Here is a 21,006-nt window from a genome sequence, read left to right as displayed (position 1 = left end):
TTCTAATCGTCTAATAATCTTATTATGGTAAATGTATCCATTTTCAATGAATTTTAAAACTCCCTTTTTTGTACTTTTGCACTTCAAAAATTAGTCCAAAATTAATACATAGAACACATGAGTGCTCCAAAAAGATATACAATTACAGCAGCTTTACCTTATACAAATGGTCCAATTCATATTGGGCATTTAGCAGGTGTTTACGTTCCCGCAGATATTTATGCACGTTATTTACGTTTAACCGGTAATGATGTTGCCTATATTTCTGGTTCTGATGAACATGGTGCTGCCATACCAATGAGAGCAAAAAAAGAAGGGGTTTCTCCGCAAGTTATTATTGATAAATACCACGGAATCATTAAAAAATCTTTTGAAGATTTCGGAATTTCTTTTGATAATTACTCGAGAACATCTTCTAAAATTCATCATGAAACGGCATCAGAATTTTTTACAAAAATGTACAATGATGGTGAGTTTATAGAAGAAGTATCTGCACAATTGTATGACGCAGAAGCAAATCAGTTTTTAGCAGACAGGTTTGTGGTAGGAACTTGCCCAAAATGTGGTTTCGAAGAAAGTTATGGAGATCAATGTGAAAACTGTGGAACTTCACATAACGCAACAGATTTAATCAATCCTAAATCTGCAATTACAGGAAATGTACCTACAGTAAAAGAAACAAAACACTGGTTTTTACCTTTAGATAAACATGAAGATTTTTTACGTGAATGGATTCTAAAAGGTCATAAAAAAGATTGGAAGCCTAATGTTTACGGACAAGTAAAAAGTTGGATAGAAGACGGATTAAGACCAAGAGCAGTAACCAGAGATTTAGATTGGGGAATTCCGGTTCCTTTAAAAGATGGAGAAGGAAAAGTTTTATATGTTTGGTTCGATGCGCCAATTGGCTATATTTCAGCGACCAAAGAATGGGCCGCAAGAGAAGGAAAAAACTGGGAAGATTATTGGAAAAAAGACGACACAAAATTGGTTCATTTTATAGGGAAAGACAATATTGTTTTTCACTGTATTATTTTTCCAGCAATGTTAAAAGCACATGGAGATTATATTTTACCAGACAATGTACCTGCAAATGAATTTTTAAATTTAGAAGGAAATAAATTATCGACTTCTAAAAATTGGGCCGTTTGGTTGCATGAATATTTAGAAGAATTTCCAAATCAGCAAGATGTTTTACGTTATACTTTAACGGCAAACGCACCAGAAAGTAAAGACAATGATTTTACTTGGAAAGATTTTCAGGCAAAAAACAACAACGAATTGGTTGCTATTTTTGGTAACTTTATTAATAGAGTTGTGGTTTTAACTAATAAATATTATGAAGGAATTGTGCCTTCGCCAAATGATTTCTCTGAAATAGATGAAGATGTTTTAGCTGCTGTAAAAGAGTTTCCAAATACAATTGGTAAGTCTATTGAAAGATACCGTTTTAGAGAAGCTAGTCAAGAATTAATGAACTTAGCAAGACTTGGTAACAAGTATTTAGCAGATGAAGAACCTTGGAAAGTGATAAAAGTAGATGCAGAACGCGTACAAACAATTATGTATGTTGCTTTGCAAATTTCTGCAGCTTTAGCAGTAGTTTCGGAACCTTTTTTACCGTTTACTTCAACGAAGTTGAAAGGAATACTGAACATGCTGCATAACGAGGAGTTTTCTGCTGAATTGAAATGGGAAGACGTAGTAGAAAAGAACGTTTTATTGCCTGCAGCTCATCAAATAAACAAAGCTGAATTATTATTCTCTAAAATTGAAGATAAAACAATTGATGCTCAAATTGAAAAGTTAGCAGCAACTAAAATAGCCAATGAACAAGAAAATAAAGTGTTAGAACCTCAAAAAGAGACCATCGAGTTTGAAGATTTTACCAAACTAGACATTAGAGTTGGTACCATCTTAGAGGCTGAAAAAGTAGCTAAAACTAAAAAACTTTTAAAATTAAAGGTAGCTGTTGGTATTGATACAAGAACTATTGTTTCTGGTATTGCAGAAAGTTTTTCGCCAGACGAAATTATAGGTCAGCAAGTTGCTGTTTTAGTAAACTTAGCGCCAAGAAAAATACGTGGTGTAGAAAGCCAAGGAATGATTTTAATGACAGATACGCCGGATGGAAAATTAGCTTTCGTAGCACCTACAAAAGAAGTTAAAAACGGACAAGCAGTTAGTTAATGCTAAAAATAGCATATCATCCTATATACAAACATGAATTAGCAGAAGGTCATCGCTTTCCTATGGAAAAATATGACCTTTTACCCCAACAACTGCTGTACGAAGGAACTTGTGTAGAAGAAAATTTCTTTGAACCAGAAGTTCCCAATAGTAAGCATTTTTTCACAGTTCATGACCCTGAATATTTTTTCGATTTATTAAATATTACGCTTTCACAAAAGGCAGCAAGAAAAATTGGTTTTCCTATTTCTGAAGTTTTAATTGAACGAGAAATGATTATTGCAGACGGCACCATGAAAGCTTCTGAGTTTGCACTAAAAAACGGAATAGCAATGAATATTGCTGGTGGCACACATCATGCTTTTTCTAATCGTGGAGAAGCTTTTTGTATGTTAAATGACCAAGCAATTGCCGCTAAATATCTTCAAAATAAAGGTTTGGCAAAGAAAATACTAATTGTAGATTTAGATGTACACCAAGGAAACGGAACTGCAGAAATCTTTAGAAATGACGCGTCTGTTTTTACCTTTTCGATGCACGGGAAAAGTAATTATCCGTTTGTAAAAGAAAAGAGTGATTTAGACATTGGGTTAGAAAATGACACAAATGATGGGCAGTATTTATCTATATTAAAAGAAACGCTACCAAAAATCATCAATAAAGAGAAACCAGATTTCATCTATTATTTATGCGGTGTAGATGTTCTTAAGACTGATAAACTAGGCAAATTAGGTCTAACCATAGAAGGTTGTAAAGAAAGAGATTGGTTTGTTTTGCAAACATGTTTCAATTTAAAAATTCCTGTAATGTGTTCTATGGGAGGCGGTTATTCCGTAGATATTAATATGATTGTTAATGCACACGCAAATACTTTTCGATTGGCACAAGAAATCTACTTTTAGCCACAAAAGCTGTCTAATCACCTTTAAAACACTACTAATTAATTTATTACACCTATTTAAAAGTCTTTCTTCTTCTATTTTTGTGGTGTTCAAAGATGCACCTAAAAATTTTGAATGAAAAAAATCAGAAGATTCAAAACCCTACAATCTTTGTTTAAATTTTATATCCACCTATGTGTTTAAGTGGTTTTTTATATGTTATCTTTAAAAAAATACTCGACTTCTCTTTACTAAAGAATGCAACTATTCTTCTTTACCTTGATAATAGGCAACAAAAATTATTTCAAATGAACTCTTTTTAATTTGAATAGCGTTCATTTATCATTGTTTTTAATTGTTACTTTGTGTTACTAAAAAAACCTATTTTATGAAAAAATTAATTATTTTAATGTTTGTAGCGACCCTATTTTCTTGCGGTGCTTCAAAGAATGTGAGGTCTAAAGAGAAAACAATTAAAGGTAATTGGGTTTTAAACAAAATTACGTATAGTAAAACTGGTGATTATAACGTAACAATGTTTAACGACACTTCAAAAGAGTGTTTAGAGGGTAGCACTTGGAAGTTTGTACCGAACAATAATTCTGGTGTATATACTGTAAACGGAGTAAATTGTGAAACTGGAGATAGAGCGTTTATTTTTGTAATTCAAGAAATAGATGAAATTTCTGGTTATTATGATTTTTTATTGAAACCTAAAAATAACGAGAGTAATGTTGGCTTTAGAGTAGAACTATCTCATTTATCTGAGTACTCTATGAAATGGCAACAAAATTTAACCGTAAATGGAACTCCATTTATTATTAACATGGACTTTATAAAACAATAATTATTATGAAAAGAGTATTTAAAAAACTATCGATATTTACAGTAGCATTAACATTAGCTGTAAGTTTTACAAGTTGTGAAGCAACAAAAAATGCAAATAATAAACAAAAAGGAGCTGTAATTGGTACTAGTGCTGGCGCATTACTTGGTGCTATTATTGGTAATAATGTTGGTAGTGGAAAAAACAGCAAATTAGGTGCTTTAATTGGCGGAGTTGTTGGTGGTGGTGCTGGTGTTCTAATTGGTAAAAAGATGGACGACCAAGCGAAGAAAATTGAAACTGAAATTCCTGGTGCAAAAGTAGAAAGAGTAGACAATGGTATTGTGGTAACGTTTGATGAAAACAGTGGTGTTTATTTTGATACAAATAAATCGAATGTTAATAATCAATCTCAAGAAACACTAAACAAACTTTCTAGTGTTTTTGCAGAATTTCCAGACACTAATATTCTAGTTGTTGGGCATACAGATAGTTCTGGTAGAGATGATTATAATATGACTTTATCTCAAAAAAGAGCAATGTCTGTTACAGATTATTTAGTAAACAAAGGATTGCAAAGCACAAGATTTACAACGCACTGGTATGGAGAAACACAACCAAAATATGACAACTCTACTGCAGAAGGAAGAGAAAAAAACAGAAGAGTAAATGTTGCTATTGTACCCAACGATGTTATGATAGAGCAAGCAAAAAAAGAAGTGGGACAATAAATAGTTTCAACAAAAACTTCATAAAAAAAGCCGCTCTATAGCGGCTTTTTTGTTTTAAATAACTATTCTGTTTTAAAACATGTTTCTTGCACACGTAAATTTTTTTATACTGATTGCACTACAATTAATATAGAATTAAATTTATTTAGAAGCTAATTGCCAAAAAGATTCTTTATCTAAATTTATTTTCCTTTTTAATTCTCCTGCTGCTGTTGTGTACCCTCCCTCTGTTCCATCAACAAAATGAATGTGTTTCTCTTCTCTATCTTCAATATAACAAGACATTATAGACGCGTATGTTGCATGCATTCCGTAAATTATTTCTTCGTCTGACTCTAAAAAATCTAGCAGTAACTTTAATTTACTAATTTGCTTTTCTGTACCCGAAAAAACTGTATTTATAGAACCATCTAGCATGATGGTATCAGACAATTGAGATACTTTATATAAATATTCTTTACCACCTTTAAAGAACTTGAAATAATACTTACCAAAATTGGTTACTAACCAATTTTGAATTAAATATTTTCTATCAAACTTACCTAAACGTGCGTGCATTTCCTTATTAATTTTGGCTAGAGATGGGTTTAGCTTCAATTTTACAGTATTTATAGGAGTTCTCTCACTTAATTCTCCAAAAACAAAATCAATTTCATCCATAATTTTAGTAAAAACTTCGGCTTGTTTAGATTCATTTGTACACAATACTAACAAGCAAATAACTTTACTTTCATCATTTAATGGCTCGATTTCGTCCCACCTGCACTCCATTCCTTCTAAATACAATGGAATATTATTTTCTTTTATTTCTAAAGTGTCATTAAAGTTCTCTTTAATAAACTTTTCTGCAAACTTTAATCCGTTTCCAATCACCACCGGTGTAACTAGAAACTTATTTAATTTTAGTTTTGCTATTCTAAGTGTAGCGCCACTTTTGTAGACCTCTCCCACACTCATTTTACCAACTCTTAATATAAAATTAAAACTCTTCTCTACATGCAGACTATAATCTTCTAAGGCTGAAAAAACAGCTGCTAAAATTTCTTTGGGAACAATAAAAGTTGCACCATCTCCCCCAAAAAAATAGGGTATTACAATACTACTATCTATTGTTTTTATTTTATTTAAAACAGTAATAATACTTCCTGTTGCAACTAAATTTACGTCATTATGAAGCCCCTTTTTTATAGCGGTTGTAGAATCTATAATATCTGTTACAATAACAAACCAATCATTAGGTACAGAATTAAAAAAATTTTCATTTTTTAAAAGTTCTCGCAACGCCAAGTCATGAGAGGTCAAATTCTTATAGAAAATCGGGTTATCTATCATCGTAATTTTTTAAATCAATACTTAAATTAAATATTTGTAAATATCTACTATCTTAGCAAAGTAACAACTATATATGAAAATATTTATAAAATTTGATTTTACTGCAATTTGCAACAAAGTTATTGCAGAAAAATTGAGTGAACTAGATCTTAAATATAGAATTTTAGGATTTGGTGAAATTGAGTTTTTAGAAAAAGTGACCGACGAAAAATTAACAAAACTAAACCATGCTTTAAAAGAGTATGGGAGTGAGGTTCTTGAAAATCAAAAAAGCATTTTAGTACAGAAAATTAAGGATACAATTATAGATATGGTGTTTAATGAAGAAAGTAATATTAACGTTAAAAGTTCTGTTTATTTATCTGAAAAACTAGCCCATAGTTATGGGTATTTATCTAACTTATTTTCTGAAGTTACTTATACATCTGTAGAAAACTTTATAATTCTTCAAAAAATAGAATACACAAAACAACTCATAACAAATAACGAATTAACACTTACAGATATCGCTTTTAAATTGAATTATTCTAGTGTTGCGCATTTAAGCACACAATTTAAAAATACAACAGGTATTACACCTTCTGCATTTCAACGAATAATTACCAAAAGAAGAGAATTAAATACCCAAAATAGCTAACAAATGCAGGAAGAAGATGTTTTTATAATTTTGGCAGATGATGATGAAGATGATCGATTATTTTTTGAAGAAGCTTTTGAAGAGTTGAAAATAAATACCAACGTTAAAACCTTTAATGATGGTGTTCAATTGATGAATTTTTTAAATAAAACTACAACTGTTTTACCAAGTATTCTTTTTCTAGATTTAAACATGCCTAAAAAATCTGGAATAGAATGTTTGTTAGAAATAAAAAAAGACAATCGTTTTAAAGACATTGCAATAGCAATTTATTCTACCTCTGCCTCTGACGAGGATATTGAAAATACTTTTGTAATGGGCGCTAATATCTATATTAAAAAGCCAAACGATTTTAAGAAATTAAAAAAAATACTTTCTAATATTGTTACTATTAATTGGCAATATCATACCAGTGGTTTAAATAAAGATAACTTTTTATTACGTTTATAAGCGATGTTAAAATCAATAATAAAATCGGAGCGCGTTTTAAAAATAACTTTTGGTTTGAGCCTTTTTATAGTGTTATGTATGGGAGGTTTTGCTTACAAACACATACAAAAGCTTATTAAATCTTTTGATTTGGTAGCACATACTTATGAAGTTAATATAGAGCTTGAGCGCATTCTTACGTACCTTTTAGATGGCGAAACTAGTCAAAGAGGTTTTCTTATTTCTAAAGATACTGTATTTTTAGAACCTTTTTTTACAGGTAGAGAAAACACCAACAATAGTTTTGCTAAACTAAAAGAATTGACAAAGCAAGACACTATACAGCAAAATAACTTAAGAGCGCTTACGGTTCTAATTGATGAAAATTTAAAAAATATCGATCAGAGTTTTAAGTATTCCGATGAAGATAACTTGAACTCTAAAGAGTTTGATTTGCTTCTAATTGATGGCAAAAATACCATGGATGCTATCCGTCTTGAAATTAACAAGATGATTGCTTATCAAAATAAATTATTACACCTACGCAAAGAATTAAATAGTAAAAGTCTCACAAATACACCTCTTATTATCTATTCTATTTTAATAATTGCACTATTACTTCTTTTATTAACATACTCGAGAATAAGTAGAAATTTAAAGATCTTTAAGTTTAAAAATGAACAATTAGAAATATTTAAAGAATCTACAAATCAGTCTGAAATTGTAAGTAAACACGGTAATTGGACTTGGTTTGTTGAAGAAAATAGGTTTGAATTCTCAGATAATTTATATCGTTTATTGAGTGAGCAGCCACAATCATTTGAAGCAACTTTAACTAATTTTACAGCTTTTGTACATCCAGAAGATGTAGAAAAATTTAAAAATCAAATTCAAAAAATGATGGAGGAAGAAAATCTTCCTTTTATCTATTATAAAGTTGTTCAAAAGAATGGAAACATAAGGCATTTTAAAGCGTACGGTAAAACTCTTATTAATGACGATGGTCAAAAAAGACTTTTAGGAACAACTGCAGACATTACAGATGAAATTGAAAACTACAGACTGCTTGAAGAAAGAAATCTAGAGTTAGAACGAAACAACAAAGAGTTGTCTTCTTTTAACTATGTTGCAAGTCACGATTTGCAAGAACCTTTGCGTAAAATTCAAACATTTATTTCTAGGTTAGAAGACAAGGAAGCAATAAATTTATCTGAAAAAGGTACTTTATACTTAAAAAGAATAAAAAACTCTTCTACAAGAATGCGTTTGTTAATTGACGATTTATTACAATTCTCTAGAACTAATAAGTCTGAAGAAGTTTTAGAAGTAACAAATATGAATATTTTGTTAGAGAATGCAAAACAAGAATTGGCAGAAATTATTTCAGAAAAAGGTGCAATAATTACTTCAGATGCCATACCTGTTCTGACTGTTATTTCTTTTCAGATTCAGCAATTATTTATAAATTTAATTGGAAACTCTCTTAAATATAGTAAAACTAAAACAGTGCCAACTATTACTATTTCTTATTCGAAAGTAGACGCTAATAAGATTTCTAAATTAAAAAACACAAAATACAATTACTACCACTGCATAACTTTTGCAGACAATGGTATTGGTTTCGACCAAGAATATGCAGAAAATATTTTTGTCCTCTTTAGTAGATTACACAATAAGAACGAATATTCTGGAACAGGAATAGGATTGTCTATTTGTAAGAAAATAGTAGAAAATCATCAAGGCTGTATTTATGCAGAAGGCCAATTAAACGAGGGCGCAGTTTTCGAAGTATTTTTGCCTTTAAAATAATCTTTTATATTCCAACAGTAAAAAACTTCTATCTTTGATACAGAGTATGGCAATTCTATAAATTCTACACTTAATTCTATAACAATACAAACGCTTTCTTTTTAGACCTTTATAGTATCAAATATCAGATACATTATGAAGACTAATAAAAAAATAGTAAGAAGTTTTCTCTATGTTTTTTTCTTATTTACAATAATTTCTTGTGATTCAAATAATTCTAGTAAAATAGAAGAAGCTAAAATTTACAGCAATCAAGAAGACGCAAAGCTTTTAGTGATGGCAACTAAAAACTACATTCAAATAATTAGTTATAATAATTACATAAAAACTAATGAAAATTTATCAACAGAAGTAAAAATGTTTTTAAATTTTTTTAATAGAAACATCACAAAACGTTTAAATAATTTAAAAGAAATTTCTAGAGATGAATTAATTTTATTGCCTCATGTTAACGAGGTTGTATTCCATGATAAAAATTCATCCTATAAGGAAAAAAAAAATGAATTTAAACTTCTTAAAAACTTAAATACACTGATTGATAATCAATTAGATGTTCTCAAAAGGCTTGTTAATAATTCTAATAATACAGCTATACATGTTTTTGCAAACGACTCTGGTGACTTTATACAAGAGCAAAAATATAATATTAAAAGTATTATAAACAAAAATTAAATACAGCATGAAGACCTTCTTTTACACCTTAGCTGTTCTTATAGTAATAACTTGGTCCTTCGGTTATTTTGTTTTCTCTCTAGATTCTATGGGAATTCACTTACTGCTATTATTTGCAATACTTGTAGGATTATTTGGATACAAGATTGAAAACAATAATTTATTTTAGTTGTAAGCTTTCTCTAAGCTTATAGATTTTTACTGTTGAAAACCAGACAGTGTAACCATTTATTAATGTACAAGTTATGGTATTAAGACAAAAAAAAACATGCAAAAAATTGGTATACACCAAAAATTTTACATGAAAAATTATCTCGTAAAATTGCAGAAATTATACTCTATCCTTATTCTAAAAATAGAAAAATTAATTAATTAGCAATCCTTTTTAATGCTATAATTTTTGTGTTATTATAGGTGATTTCAAAATTATACCCAATATAATCACCAGCAACTAAATTATAATTTCTTACAACATTCGGCGCTATATTTTCAAATTGAAGTGCATTCTCTTGTGAATCTGTGAAGAAAAAATAATTTCCTTCTGCGCCATCAAAAGTTGCAATTATTTTATTTTCTTGATGTGTATTGTCTAAACCTACATTGTTAGAATCTATTGTTTTAGCTCCTGTTAATAATGTAACAGAAAAGAAAGCACATACTAATATTAAGTTTTTCATGTCTAATTGTTTTTAGAGGTTCATCAGAGGTCTAAAACTAAAGCATATTATAGTTAGTGAACTTATATAATTTCCTTAAAACATTATATAATTCATAAACAAAAACGAGAACCAATATTCAAAAACCTATTAAACAGGTGTTTATAAATAAAATTTTATCAAAAAATTAACAAATTCTGTAATTTTATAACAATCTGATAAAATTCTGTAACATGAAAAGTTTTAGGTTGTGCTTTCTTTGTAGCATGATTTTAAACATAGATTAAACAAACTTTAATTCAACTATTTAAAATCAACAATAAGTAATAATTAAAAAATCTACCCAACTATGATCACTGTAAATTCTAAATTAAACGGCTTAAATATTTTTTTTAATAACTTACAAAAAGAAATTGGTGGAACATTAAACGCAACACCTAAAGAACAATTTCTTACAATTAATAATAGCATAGGTACAGGAACCATCCGTTCTATTAGCTTTGAAGATGGTGTTAGTTTATTAGAATTTAATATTACTACAAACCATGACCTTCAGATAGATATAGACTCTAAAGTTGGCAAACATATTAACTTTGTATACTGTTCTAAGGGTAAAATTTCTCACTCATTTCAAAATAATAAAACTACAAATACAATTGAAACTTTTCAAACAAGTATTTTATCTAATATTGTTTCAGAAAAAAATACAATTACTTTATTTAAAGGTGTAGCAACAAACACAACTATAATTTCTATAAATACAGCGGCAAAAAATGGAACATCATCTGAAATTAACAGCGCTCTTAAAACGACATTTATTACAGAGAAGAAAGCAGATTATATTTACCTGGGATCATACAATCTTAAAATTGCTGAACATATTAAACAGTTAAAAGCGGTAAAAAATGAAGGTCTTGTTAGGTCATTATTATTAAAAGGAACTGTAAACCTTATTTTGGCTTTAGAAATAGAGCAACATAAAAAAGATACCAGTTCTACTAACACTACTGCGAACTCTCTAACAAAAAGCGAATTGGAACTAATTAAAGATTTAACTGAGTACATCAGCAATTATCCAGATTTAGACCACAAAATTAATAATTTAACTCGCAAAACAGGACTTACCGCAGCAAAGATACAAGAAGGTTTCAAACTAATGCACGGATTAACTATTTGTGAATATATTAGATCTGTTCGTTTAAAAAAATCTGAGGAGTTAATAATAAATACAGATTTAAGTATTTCGGAAATTGTTTACAGTTTAGGTTTTTCTAGTCGTAGTTATTTTTCTAAAAGGTTTAAAGAAAAATATAACTGCTCTCCTAGAGATTATAAGAAGAAAAATAAAATAGCTGCATCTGCATAATCTTTTTAAAAAAAATTAATATAAGTTGAGAAGGTGTACAAAGAAAAAGAACCTCGAGATAGTTGATATCTCGAGGTTCTTTTAATTTTAAGAAACTATTTATTTATTTCAATTGATTTATAAGATTATTAGAGTCTCAGTCTCACTACAATAATTATCCTAAAACATTACTTTTATTTAATTCTTTTATAAAAGGCTGGCTATAAATTCTTTTACCTAAAGCTGCATTAATGGCATTCGCAACAGCACCACCTGCAGGAGGTAAACCTGGTTCTCCTAAACCTGTTGGCGACAAATTATTTTCTACAAAATGAACCTCTACTTTTGGGGTTTCGTTCATTCTTATCAATCTAAAAGTATCAAAATTTTTGTATTCTGGTTTGCCATCCTTAAAAGAGAAATCCGAATACATCGCATGTCCTATTCCGTCTATAACACCACCTTCAACTTGGTTTCTTGCACCAGTTGGGTTTACAACAACACCACAATCTACAGCAACCGTTACTTTTTTAATAATAGGAAGTCCGTTTTTTAACTCAATATCTGCAACCTCTGCAACATGCGTATTGTGACTATAATACGCTGAAAAACCTTGGTAAACCCCTTTAGATACGTTGCCCCAATTGGCTTTTTCTCTTACTAATTTAATAGTATCTTCCATTCTTTGACCAGAATATTCTATTCTTTTATCTGTTGATCCTTTTACATTTTGCAATAAATCTAAACGTAATTGAATAGGATCTATATTTAATTCTGTAGCCAACTCATCAAAGAAACTTTGTTCTGCAAATGCTAAAAAGTTAGTGTACGGTGCTCTCCAAGCTCCTGTTGTAATATTACTATTATAGTTTCCTGTCTCCACTTTATAATTAGGAATACATCCCGCAGGAAAAAAGTTAGGAATTAAACCGTACATATTGCCGTTTATAGCAGCTTCTTTTAAGTGGTAGCCTGTTACTTTTCCGTCTTTTAAAGCTGCTTTTATTCTATATTTTACAGAAGGTTTGTAAATACCTGTGGTCATATCATCTTCTCTTGTAGAAACAACTTTAACTGGCCTTTTAATTACCGCAGCTATTTCTGCAGCCTCGTAAACAAAATCGCCGTACAGTCTTCTACCAAAGCCACCACCCATTCTTGTCATTTCTAAATGAACCTTTTCAAGGTCGCACTCTAACATTTCTGCAACAACAGAGGCTGCAAACTCTGGTGTTTGAACAGGCCCAACCAAATGAACTTTCTCTGCAGTTACATTTGCATAAAAATTCATCGGTTCCATACAATTGTGTGGTAAAAATGGTGAATGATAGGTTTTTTCAACAACTTTATCTGCCGTAGCAAAAGCTTCTTTTAAATTACCATCTTCTCTTTTTGTACTTAGGTTTTTACCATCTAAAATATCGGTTAGAATTGCGTCATGTGCTTCTGTAGTTTCTGCTTTAGAGGCTGTTTGCCAAACAGCAGAAAGTGCTTTCTTACCTTTTATTGCTGCCCAAGTATTTTCTGCAATTACAACAACCTTATCTGTTTCAGATAATTTGAAAGTCCAGTTTCCTTTACCGGCTGCAACGTATTTTCTTACTTTATCTCCGATGGTGATTACATCGATTACCCCGTTTACTTTTTTTGCTTCCGAAGCATTAAAACTTTTTAATTTTTGCCCAAAAGCTGGAGGTCTTAAAACAGATGCAATTACCATTCCTTCTGTCTTGTAATCTAGACCAAATAATGATGCTCCTGTGATAATTTTATCAATATCTACATTTACAATTTCCTGTCCGATTATTGTAAAATCTTTAGCATCTTTCAACTGAACACCTTCAGGAACCTCTAATAATGCCGCTTCTTTTACAACATCTCCATAGCCTAATGTTTCTCCGTTTGCATTTGTTATAATACCTTTAGAAGCTTTTAAAGTTGCTGCAGCAACATTCCACTTTACCGCCGCCGCATTTACCAACATTTGTTTTGCAGTTGCGCCTGTTTGTCTTAAAGCACCCCAACTAAAACGTATCGATTGACTACCACCAGCAACTTGTCTTGTATAATTATTTGTATCTAAAACACCTTGTGCAACCGTTACGTTTTTCCAATCTACATCTAGTTCCTCTGCAATAATCATTGGCATAGAGGTTTTTACACCTTGCCCTATTTCTGGATTTGGAGAAAAAATGGTGACATACCCTTCATCAGAAATTTTTATAAATGCGTTAAAATCGTTAAAGTTTAAATTTGCAATATCTACGGGCATTTTTACTCCTGGCTTGCAGGCTGTTAGCAAATTAAAACCAATTAACATTCCTCCTCCTGCTAAAACAGATGTTTTTAAAAAGTTTCTTCGACTAAAATTATCTTTATTGTGTAGTTTCATTTTTCTTAATTTTTAGATTCCTGTTTTCACTGGAATGACAATTTCAAGGTTTTCCTCTTCGTAAAAACTTCGGGAAATCATTTTTTGAATTATGACATTTTTTCTGAAGCAACTTTCACTGCCTTCTCTATTCTATTATAAGAAGCGCATCTACAAATATTACCATGCATTGCGTTTCGTATCTCTTCTTCAGACGGACGCTTATTTTCTGCTAAGAATGCAGAAGCTGTCATAATTTGACCTGCTTGACAATACCCACATTGTGGCACATCAATTTCTTTCCAAGCCTCTTGTACAGGGTGGTTTCCATCTTTAGACAAACCTTCTATTGTTGTGATTTTCACAGCATCTAGAATAGAAACTTGCATTTGGCAACTTCTTGTTGCAACACCATCTATGTGCACAGTACAAGCTCCACATTGTGCAATACCGCACCCGAATTTTGTACCTACTAAGTTTAGTTCATCTCGCAAAACCCAAAGTAACGGTGTATCTTCATCTGCAGAAACAGCAACTTGTTTTCCATTAACGTTTAAAGTGTAATTTGGCATAAAAGTGGTTTTAAATTATGGAGGTAAGTTACAAAAAATTGTGGTTATTTTTTTATTCTAATTTTACCTTAAGATTGTTTAAATTAAACCTTGTTTAAATAATGAAGTCTAAACAACATGAAATCAGCACACGTACAACATTTATTTAATAGAGTTGGGTTTGGTATTTCCCCAAAAGAATTAGAACGTTTGTCTAAGAAAAGTAAACGAAAAATTATTGATGAAATCTTTCATTCATCAATAAAAACGACTCCTTTAAAAGTAGATCTTTCCTTTTTAAAAGGTCTAAAACCTGCTGATTTTAAAAATAAAGAAAGAAGAAAAGAGCTTCAAAAAATAAGTAGAAAAAAAGTAGATGATTTTTCTATTGCTTGGGTAGATAGAATTCTAAACCCTACAGAAATGTTTAGAGAAAAAATGACGCTTTTTTGGACAAATCATTTTGTCTGCGAGAGTAGAAACATTCTTTACGCACAAAATTATAACAACATGCTAAGAACAAATGCTTTTGGCAATTTTGCTAATTTCACTAAAATAGTTTCTAAAGAAGCGGCAATGTTAGCATATTTAAATAACAAACAAAATAAGAAGAAAAGTTCCAATGAGAATTTTGCAAGAGAATTAATGGAACTTTTCACCTTAGGACAAGGCAATTATACAGAAACAGATATTAAAGAAGCTGCCAGAGCTTTTACAGGTTATAACCATAATTTTAGAGGAGAATTTGTAATGCGTAGAAAACATCATGATGAAGGTGAAAAAACTTTTTTTGGTAAAAAAGGTAATTTTAATGGAGACGATATTGTACATATAATTCTAGCACAAAAACAATGTGCAAGGCATATATCAGAGAAAATATACAGTTATTTCGTAAATGAAAACATCAATAAAAATCATGTAGAAGAAATGACAACCGTTTTCTTTAAAGATTATAATATTGAAAAATTAATGCGTTTTGTTTTACTTTCAGATTGGTTTTATACTACTGAAAATATTGGAACGAAAATAAAATCGCCAGTAGAATTGTTAGCAGGAATTCATACAATAATTCCTTATAGTTTTGAAAAACCAAAACAAGTCTTATTGGTACAGCGTTTATTAGGGCAAACACTTATGCGTCCGCCAAATGTTGCGGGTTGGCAAACAGGAAGAAATTGGATTGATAGCAACACCTTAGTAAGACGTTTGCGATTGCCTTCTATTTTGTTGAATAATGCCGAAATTACGTATTCAGATACGGGAGACGAGGAAACCATGGTTACAGATTTAAAATCTAAAAGATTAAAAAGGAAAGCTTTTATAAAAACAAAAGTAGCTTGGGTTTCTTTTGAAAAGAACTATAAAGAATATTCAAATAAAGAGTTAATTCCGTTTGTTTTAACCTCAGAGATAAATTCTGGAACACAGCAATTATTGCTAAAAAATCTAAGCATACCAATGAAAGATTTTTGTGTGCAATTAATGTCATTACCAGAATACCAACTTTGCTAAATGTAGCATAGAAACCTCATTGAAAGTATACTTCACCTATTTAATAGGTACATTTAAAGAAACCATTTAGTAGCTATAAAAATAATAAAATCGAACCTATGAAACGTAGAGATTTTTTAAAACAGACCACTTTTGCTTCGAGCATGTTTTTTGTTCCGCAGTTTTTAAAAGCTTTTGAACAAATTGCAACAGAAAAATTTGGCAATAAAAAAATTGTAATTATTCAATTAAAAGGAGGTAATGATGGGTTAAATACGGTGGTCCCTTTTAGAAATGACATCTATTATCAACAACGAAAAAACATCGCTTTAAAAGAGAATGAAACCTTAAAAATTTCTGATGAAGTTGGCCTTCATAAAAGCCTACAAGCGTTGCATAATTTGTACGAAAAAGGTTTTGTAAGTATTATAAATAATGTTGGGTATCCGAACCCTAATTTATCACATTTTAGAGCTACAGATATTTGGCAAACAGCAAGCGATAGTCATCAGTTTTTACAAAATGGTTGGGTGGGTCGTTATTTAGACTTCACCAAAGGAACACCAACAAAAGCGATAGAAGTAGATGAATCTTTGTCTTTATTATTGAAAGGGAAAACACAAAACGGATTGGCAGTTACAGACTCTAAAACCCTGTACAATTCTTTACGAGAGCCTTTCTATAGAAATGTAATAAACGCGAATGCAGACGCACATTTAAGCGAACATAATTTGGGGTATTTATACACTACAATGATTGATGCAAAATCTTCTGCAAAGTATATTTTTGAAAAGACAAAGATAAAAGCTGCCTCCAATAATTATCCGAAGAACTTATTTGGAAAGCAATTAAAAACCATTTCTCAATTTATAAATTCCGGATTAGATACGCAGGTTTTTTATGCCGGTTTAACAGGCTTTGATACGCATGCCAATCAGCCAAATACACAAGCAAGATTGTTAAAAACATACGCAGAAAGTATGGAGGTTTTTGTTGACGATTTACAAAAAAACAACAATTTTGATGATGTACTAATTCTTACTTTTTCTGAATTTGGAAGACGTGTGCAGCAAAATGAGTCTCAAGGAACAGATCATGGTGCAGCAAACAATGTTTTTCTAATTGGTAAAAACTTAAAGAAACAAGGTTTGTATAATGATGTACCAAATTTAGCCAATTTAGATGCCAACGGAAACCTACAATATGAAGTTGATTTTAGAGAAGTTTACGCTACAATTTTAGACAAATGGTTGCAAGTTGATGATAAAGCAATTTTGAATAATAATTTTTCTAAATTAAAATTTGTCTAATAGTTTAGGTGCATAAAATAAACGCATTTACTGTTGTTAAAAGAAGATAAATTATCGCGATTAAAAATAGCTATTATTATAAAATCTGATACTTTTCCTTATAAAAATTTAAACACCATATTAAAATTAGGTAAGATGAAATCTTATGGCTATCTTTATCTTTAATTATTATTTTTGATTGTAACACTGCAATGAACAGAATAAAAAGAAAATATTTACATGGTTTTTATGAGACGCTAGTCCGTAGCTTGTTTTGTGCTTCTTTTTATTTTGCAATGTATAGAAAACGTAAAATTATCTTTGTGCATTAGTCAGGCATATCGAGTGTGCCTGAACAACTCTACTACATTATTTCTCACAGAAGATATTCAAAAAACATATTGAATACCTCTACTCGCATATAGAATAGTGTATTAATTTAGGGTTTACGAAGATGTTCTTTTTTTACATAAACTTAAAATAATAATATCATGGCTGTATTAAGAAAAAAGCTTACAAAAGCAGAATTAAACGACAAAAAGCAAGAAAAAATTCTAAAGAAATTAGAAGATAAAAAAATGAAGAAACGCAAATCTAGAGCGTAATTATTTTTAATGAAATAAACAAAAAAGGCTGTAAATATAGATTTACAGCCTTTTTTATTTAATGATACTTTACTTTTCGAATAATACGCAGCGTTTCTTTATATTTTATGTAAGTAGACTCTTCTTCTAAGTTTTTTATATAACTCTTTGCCATTTTAAGTTGTTCTTCAGCATCTAAAAAACCATGTAAATAACAAATTAAATAATTTGTTGGCAAACGTAAAACCTCTTCCTGCTCTGTTAAAGAAAGCAATTTGTTTTGTTCAATTTTTCGAACAATTAAATTGCAATTATTATAAATATCAACCATAACTTCATTCTTAAAAACCGGTGGCTGAAAAAGAAATTCTCTTACAATATCATGTTTTCCGTTTTCTTTAAAGTGAATAATTGTTTTCTCTAAAGGAAAGTATTCCTCTTGCTTTTCTAAACCTAGATAAATATATTCGGTAATAATAAAAGACTTCTTATTATAGGTAATCTGCACATCATCTAACGCAGAAAAAAAGAGTTGAACTTGCTCATTTATCAACTCTATATCTACTCTAGAGAAGTAAACTTCGCCATTAATAATCTTTTGTTCTCCTGCCCAACACACTACAAATTGCTCGTTAAAAACCTTGTATTGTGGATTGTACTCTGGTTTATGATTCTTAATAAAATCGAAAACGCCATCTAGCGTTAATTCTATATTATTACTTGCATTTTTTTCAATGGCTGCAACTGTTTCTTTATTGGTGTTTTTAAGTACAAAATTATCTCCTAAAAAAGGCATAGAATTACTACCTCTTCTATAAAAAATGGTATCTTTTCTATATTTCCAAGCATTTTTAAGTAACGAAGTAATTTTGTTATTCGGATAAATAGTTACCAAACCAATTACTTTATGACGAGGCAAACTAGGAAAACGAACATTCTCATATTCAATCTTTGGTGGATTTTTCAAATACGCATTTACCAAGTTTTGTATTTTACTATCGTCAAAAAAATCGACTCCAAGAATCTTATTTTCTTCATCTTCGACACCAATTATAATGTAAGAATTGTTGAACGGATTCGAGTTTGAAAATGCACAAATATGCTTTAAGAACTTCGCTTTTCCATCTTTAGAATCAAAAGATAATTTTTGCTTTTTGTCATAAAAACTGTTCTCATCATTGTGAGAAAGTAAGTTTTTAATTAAAAGGCGTTTGTTTATCACAAGAACTTAGTTTTTATTCATAATCGTTGCACTTGCTTGTGCTGTTGGGTATACTATTAAATCTTCGATATTTACATGATACGGTCTTGTTACCACAAAATGAATAATATCTGCAATGTCTTCTGCTTGTAACGCTTTATAGCCAGCATATACATTTTTAGCTTTTTCTGTATCTCCCTTAAAACGAACTTCTGAAAATTCTGTTTCTACAGCTCCTGGATGAATTGCCGAAACACGAATATTATGTTTATTCAAATCGATTCTCATTGCCTTATTTAAGGCATTTACAGCATGTTTAGAAGCACAGTATACATTTCCATTCGGGTACACTTCTTTCCCTGCAATAGAGCCAATATTTAAAATAAAACCACTATTTCTTGCAATCATTTGAGGAAAAATTGCTTTCGAAACATATAACAATCCTTTTACATTGCTATCTAACATAGCATCCCAATCATCTATATCTCCATCTTGTATAGAAGACAATCCGTGGGCATTACCGGCGTTATTAATTAAAATATCTATTCTTTTAAAATTTTCTGGAAGCGATTTTATTGCATTTTCTACTTCATTTCTTTTAGAAACATCAAATTGCAAAGTAGTAACTTCTGTTAATTCACTTAATTCTTTTTGAATTTTTTCTAAACGATCTGCCCTTCTTCCGCAGAGAATTAATCGAATATTATTTTTTGCAAAAATTTCTGCTGTTGCTTTTCCAATACCAGATGTTGCGCCTGTTATAAATGCTGTTGGTTTCATACGTTATTTTAAATACTTAATTAAAAGAGAAATAGGATTAACGATTAAGTTTCGACTGCGCCAAACCCGACCTAAAATTATGAAAACAAAAGATGACAAGGGGTTCTAAAAGAAGATATTTTTCATAAATTATGAACAAGAAAAAACCGTCCTCCTCAGGACGGTTCCTCTTTCAATTGGTTATTATGAAGTAACCAACCAAAAATCAACTAACCAAACTTTATTTTAAATTTCTTCTAACCTTTGTTTTTCTTTCTATTTTAGTACGTTTTCTATCTGAATTCCTTACAACAGATTTCGCACTTTTTTCTATTTTGCTACTCTTTAAATATTGAATGAAACCTCTTCCTTTAAAATCATACGTTGTTTCCGAGTCTACGTTGTATAGACGAATCTTTCCATCATTTATAACGCTCAATTCAAACTCTTCAATATCTCCGCCATCATAATTAAGTGTTACGATTTTTAGGTCTTCATAACCCGTTACATCAAACACTTCATATCCGCCAACGTAGCTCCAATTTATATTTGCAATTTGTGTGCCAAAGTTGTCTTGAGAACTATAAAATGTTGTTATATTTTCTGGCGTAAATTGTAGGTAATTCTCCGCATCAAAAGCATTCGGAACTCCACCCGTTGTAGTTGTTTTTTCCCAAGCTGCATACTCTTGTAGAAAGTACTCTATGTTTTCATAAAACAACTTGTCATAGTCGAATGTATTTGTTTGGTACCCAATTAAAAAATAGGTAACATTTTGTCTATAATTATACAATCTAATTTCATTGTTAGAAGTAACTGTTACTTCAAAATCGTTTCTACCATCTAAATCGTGATTCGTTTCCAAAACTCCCGAGAAAGTATTATAACTTCCAACATCTATTCCTAACCCGTTTCCCGTAAAACCAATATCTGCAATGTTGTTGTTTGCATATAATGTTCCGTTTAAAAAAGACATTGTAAATGCTTTGGTTACAAAAGGAATTTCTCCGTTACCAATTGTTCTGTGATAATCTACATACCACAAGTCGTAACCAGAAACAACTTCTTCTAAAGAGGTTTCGTTGTCTCTAAAGTCGTCTTCAAAAACTGTGGTACATGAGCTTAATAATGCTCCTGTGATGATAAATGTAAAAAGTAGTTTTAAAGATTTCATACGCTGTAGTTTTAATGTTACAGTTACAAATATTCAAAATACGTGCCAAAAATAAAACCGCTAATAATTTAGCGGCTT

At 30.4% G+C, this 21,006-nt stretch carries 18 protein-coding genes; 11 read left to right on the top strand and 7 right to left on the bottom strand.

Features of this window, described 5'->3' with window-relative positions; genetic code table 11:
* Positions 1-117 precede the first annotated feature (117 nt).
* The 4 genes from metG to ES045_RS02580 all read left to right on the top strand — a co-directional run bounded on the left by metG (position 118) and on the right by ES045_RS02580 (position 4,628).
* A complete protein-coding gene (gene metG, locus ES045_RS02595) occupies positions 118-2,190 on the top strand; it encodes a methionine--tRNA ligase (protein WP_147111884.1) in 2,073 nt (690 codons plus the stop codon).
* Complete coding sequence (locus tag ES045_RS02590) at positions 2,190-3,092, top strand: histone deacetylase (protein WP_147111881.1); 903 nt, start codon at positions 2,190-2,192, stop codon at positions 3,090-3,092. The genes metG and ES045_RS02590 overlap by 1 nt, the downstream gene beginning before the upstream one ends.
* Before the next feature lie 367 nt (positions 3,093-3,459).
* Complete coding sequence (locus tag ES045_RS02585) at positions 3,460-3,918, top strand: lipocalin family protein (protein ID WP_147111879.1); 459 nt, start codon at positions 3,460-3,462, stop codon at positions 3,916-3,918.
* Between the two features lie 5 nt (positions 3,919-3,923).
* Complete coding sequence (locus ES045_RS02580; protein WP_147111876.1) at positions 3,924-4,628, top strand: OmpA family protein; 705 nt, start codon at positions 3,924-3,926, stop codon at positions 4,626-4,628.
* 141 nt (positions 4,629-4,769) lie between these two features.
* Here the strand turns inward: ES045_RS02580 and ES045_RS02575 are convergent, their stop codons facing one another.
* Positions 4,770-5,960, bottom strand: coding sequence for a DUF3095 domain-containing protein (locus ES045_RS02575; protein WP_147111872.1), 1,191 nt, complete (start codon positions 5,958-5,960; stop codon positions 4,770-4,772).
* 73 nt (positions 5,961-6,033) lie between these two features.
* Between ES045_RS02575 and ES045_RS02570 the strand changes: the two genes are divergently transcribed.
* The 4 genes from ES045_RS02570 (at position 6,034) to ES045_RS02555 (ending at position 9,507) form a co-directional block, all read left to right on the top strand.
* Positions 6,034-6,597 carry a helix-turn-helix domain-containing protein gene (locus tag ES045_RS02570; protein WP_147111869.1) on the top strand — a complete coding sequence of 188 codons (564 nt, stop codon included), beginning with the start codon at positions 6,034-6,036 and terminating at the stop codon, positions 6,595-6,597.
* A 3-nt stretch (positions 6,598-6,600) separates the two neighbouring features.
* Entirely contained in the window at positions 6,601-7,047 is a 447-nt protein-coding gene (locus ES045_RS02565; protein WP_147111866.1) for a response regulator, read from the top strand.
* 54 nt (positions 7,048-7,101) lie between these two features.
* Positions 7,102-8,835 (top strand): CHASE3 domain-containing protein, encoded by a 1,734-nt coding sequence (locus ES045_RS02560; protein ID WP_223267159.1) that lies wholly within the window; start codon positions 7,102-7,104, stop codon positions 8,833-8,835.
* Positions 8,836-8,970: 135 nt separating this feature from the next.
* On the top strand, positions 8,971-9,507 hold the full coding sequence (locus tag ES045_RS02555; protein WP_147111860.1) for a hypothetical protein: 537 nt from the start codon (positions 8,971-8,973) through the stop codon (positions 9,505-9,507).
* Positions 9,508-9,875: 368 nt separating this feature from the next.
* Here the strand turns inward: ES045_RS02555 and ES045_RS02550 are convergent, their stop codons facing one another.
* Complete coding sequence (locus tag ES045_RS02550) at positions 9,876-10,184, bottom strand: hypothetical protein (protein WP_147111857.1); 309 nt, start codon at positions 10,182-10,184, stop codon at positions 9,876-9,878.
* Positions 10,185-10,512: 328 nt separating this feature from the next.
* Here ES045_RS02550 and ES045_RS02545 point away from each other — a divergent pair, with 328 nt between their 5' ends.
* The gene (locus tag ES045_RS02545) at positions 10,513-11,529 is read left to right on the top strand and encodes a helix-turn-helix domain-containing protein (RefSeq protein ID WP_147111855.1); all 1,017 of its coding nucleotides are present in this window, start codon (positions 10,513-10,515) and stop codon (positions 11,527-11,529) included.
* Between the two features lie 154 nt (positions 11,530-11,683).
* Here the strand turns inward: ES045_RS02545 and ES045_RS02540 are convergent, their stop codons facing one another.
* Together ES045_RS02540 and ES045_RS02535 are read right to left on the bottom strand one after the other, a co-directional pair.
* The gene (locus ES045_RS02540; RefSeq protein WP_147111852.1) at positions 11,684-13,900 is read right to left on the bottom strand and encodes a xanthine dehydrogenase family protein molybdopterin-binding subunit; all 2,217 of its coding nucleotides are present in this window, start codon (positions 13,898-13,900) and stop codon (positions 11,684-11,686) included.
* Positions 13,901-13,989: 89 nt separating this feature from the next.
* Complete coding sequence (locus tag ES045_RS02535) at positions 13,990-14,451, bottom strand: (2Fe-2S)-binding protein (RefSeq protein ID WP_147111849.1); 462 nt, start codon at positions 14,449-14,451, stop codon at positions 13,990-13,992.
* A gap of 117 nt (positions 14,452-14,568) precedes the next feature.
* Here ES045_RS02535 and ES045_RS02530 point away from each other — a divergent pair, with 117 nt between their 5' ends.
* Together ES045_RS02530 and ES045_RS02525 are read left to right on the top strand one after the other, a co-directional pair.
* Positions 14,569-15,942, top strand: a complete 1,374-nt coding sequence (locus tag ES045_RS02530) for a DUF1800 family protein (protein WP_147111846.1) — start codon at positions 14,569-14,571, stop codon at positions 15,940-15,942.
* Between the two features lie 98 nt (positions 15,943-16,040).
* The gene (locus ES045_RS02525) at positions 16,041-17,231 is read left to right on the top strand and encodes a DUF1501 domain-containing protein (protein WP_147111843.1); all 1,191 of its coding nucleotides are present in this window, start codon (positions 16,041-16,043) and stop codon (positions 17,229-17,231) included.
* A 642-nt stretch (positions 17,232-17,873) separates the two neighbouring features.
* On the opposite strand, the gene ES045_RS02520 is transcribed toward ES045_RS02525, so the two are convergent.
* The 3 genes from ES045_RS02520 to ES045_RS02510 all read right to left on the bottom strand — a co-directional run bounded on the left by ES045_RS02520 (position 17,874) and on the right by ES045_RS02510 (position 20,928).
* On the bottom strand, positions 17,874-19,016 hold the full coding sequence (locus ES045_RS02520; RefSeq protein ID WP_147111840.1) for an ATP-binding protein: 1,143 nt from the start codon (positions 19,014-19,016) through the stop codon (positions 17,874-17,876).
* A gap of 6 nt (positions 19,017-19,022) precedes the next feature.
* Positions 19,023-19,775, bottom strand: coding sequence for an SDR family NAD(P)-dependent oxidoreductase (locus ES045_RS02515; protein ID WP_147111837.1), 753 nt, complete (start codon positions 19,773-19,775; stop codon positions 19,023-19,025).
* 220 nt (positions 19,776-19,995) lie between these two features.
* Positions 19,996-20,928 (bottom strand): hypothetical protein, encoded by a 933-nt coding sequence (locus tag ES045_RS02510; protein ID WP_147111834.1) that lies wholly within the window; start codon positions 20,926-20,928, stop codon positions 19,996-19,998.
* Between the last annotated feature and the right edge of the window lie 78 nt (positions 20,929-21,006).

It is taken from the genome of Polaribacter sp. IC073 (assembly GCF_007997075.1).
GTDB lineage: Bacteria > Bacteroidota > Bacteroidia > Flavobacteriales > Flavobacteriaceae > Polaribacter.
This window is presented reverse-complemented; position numbering and strand designations above follow the sequence as displayed.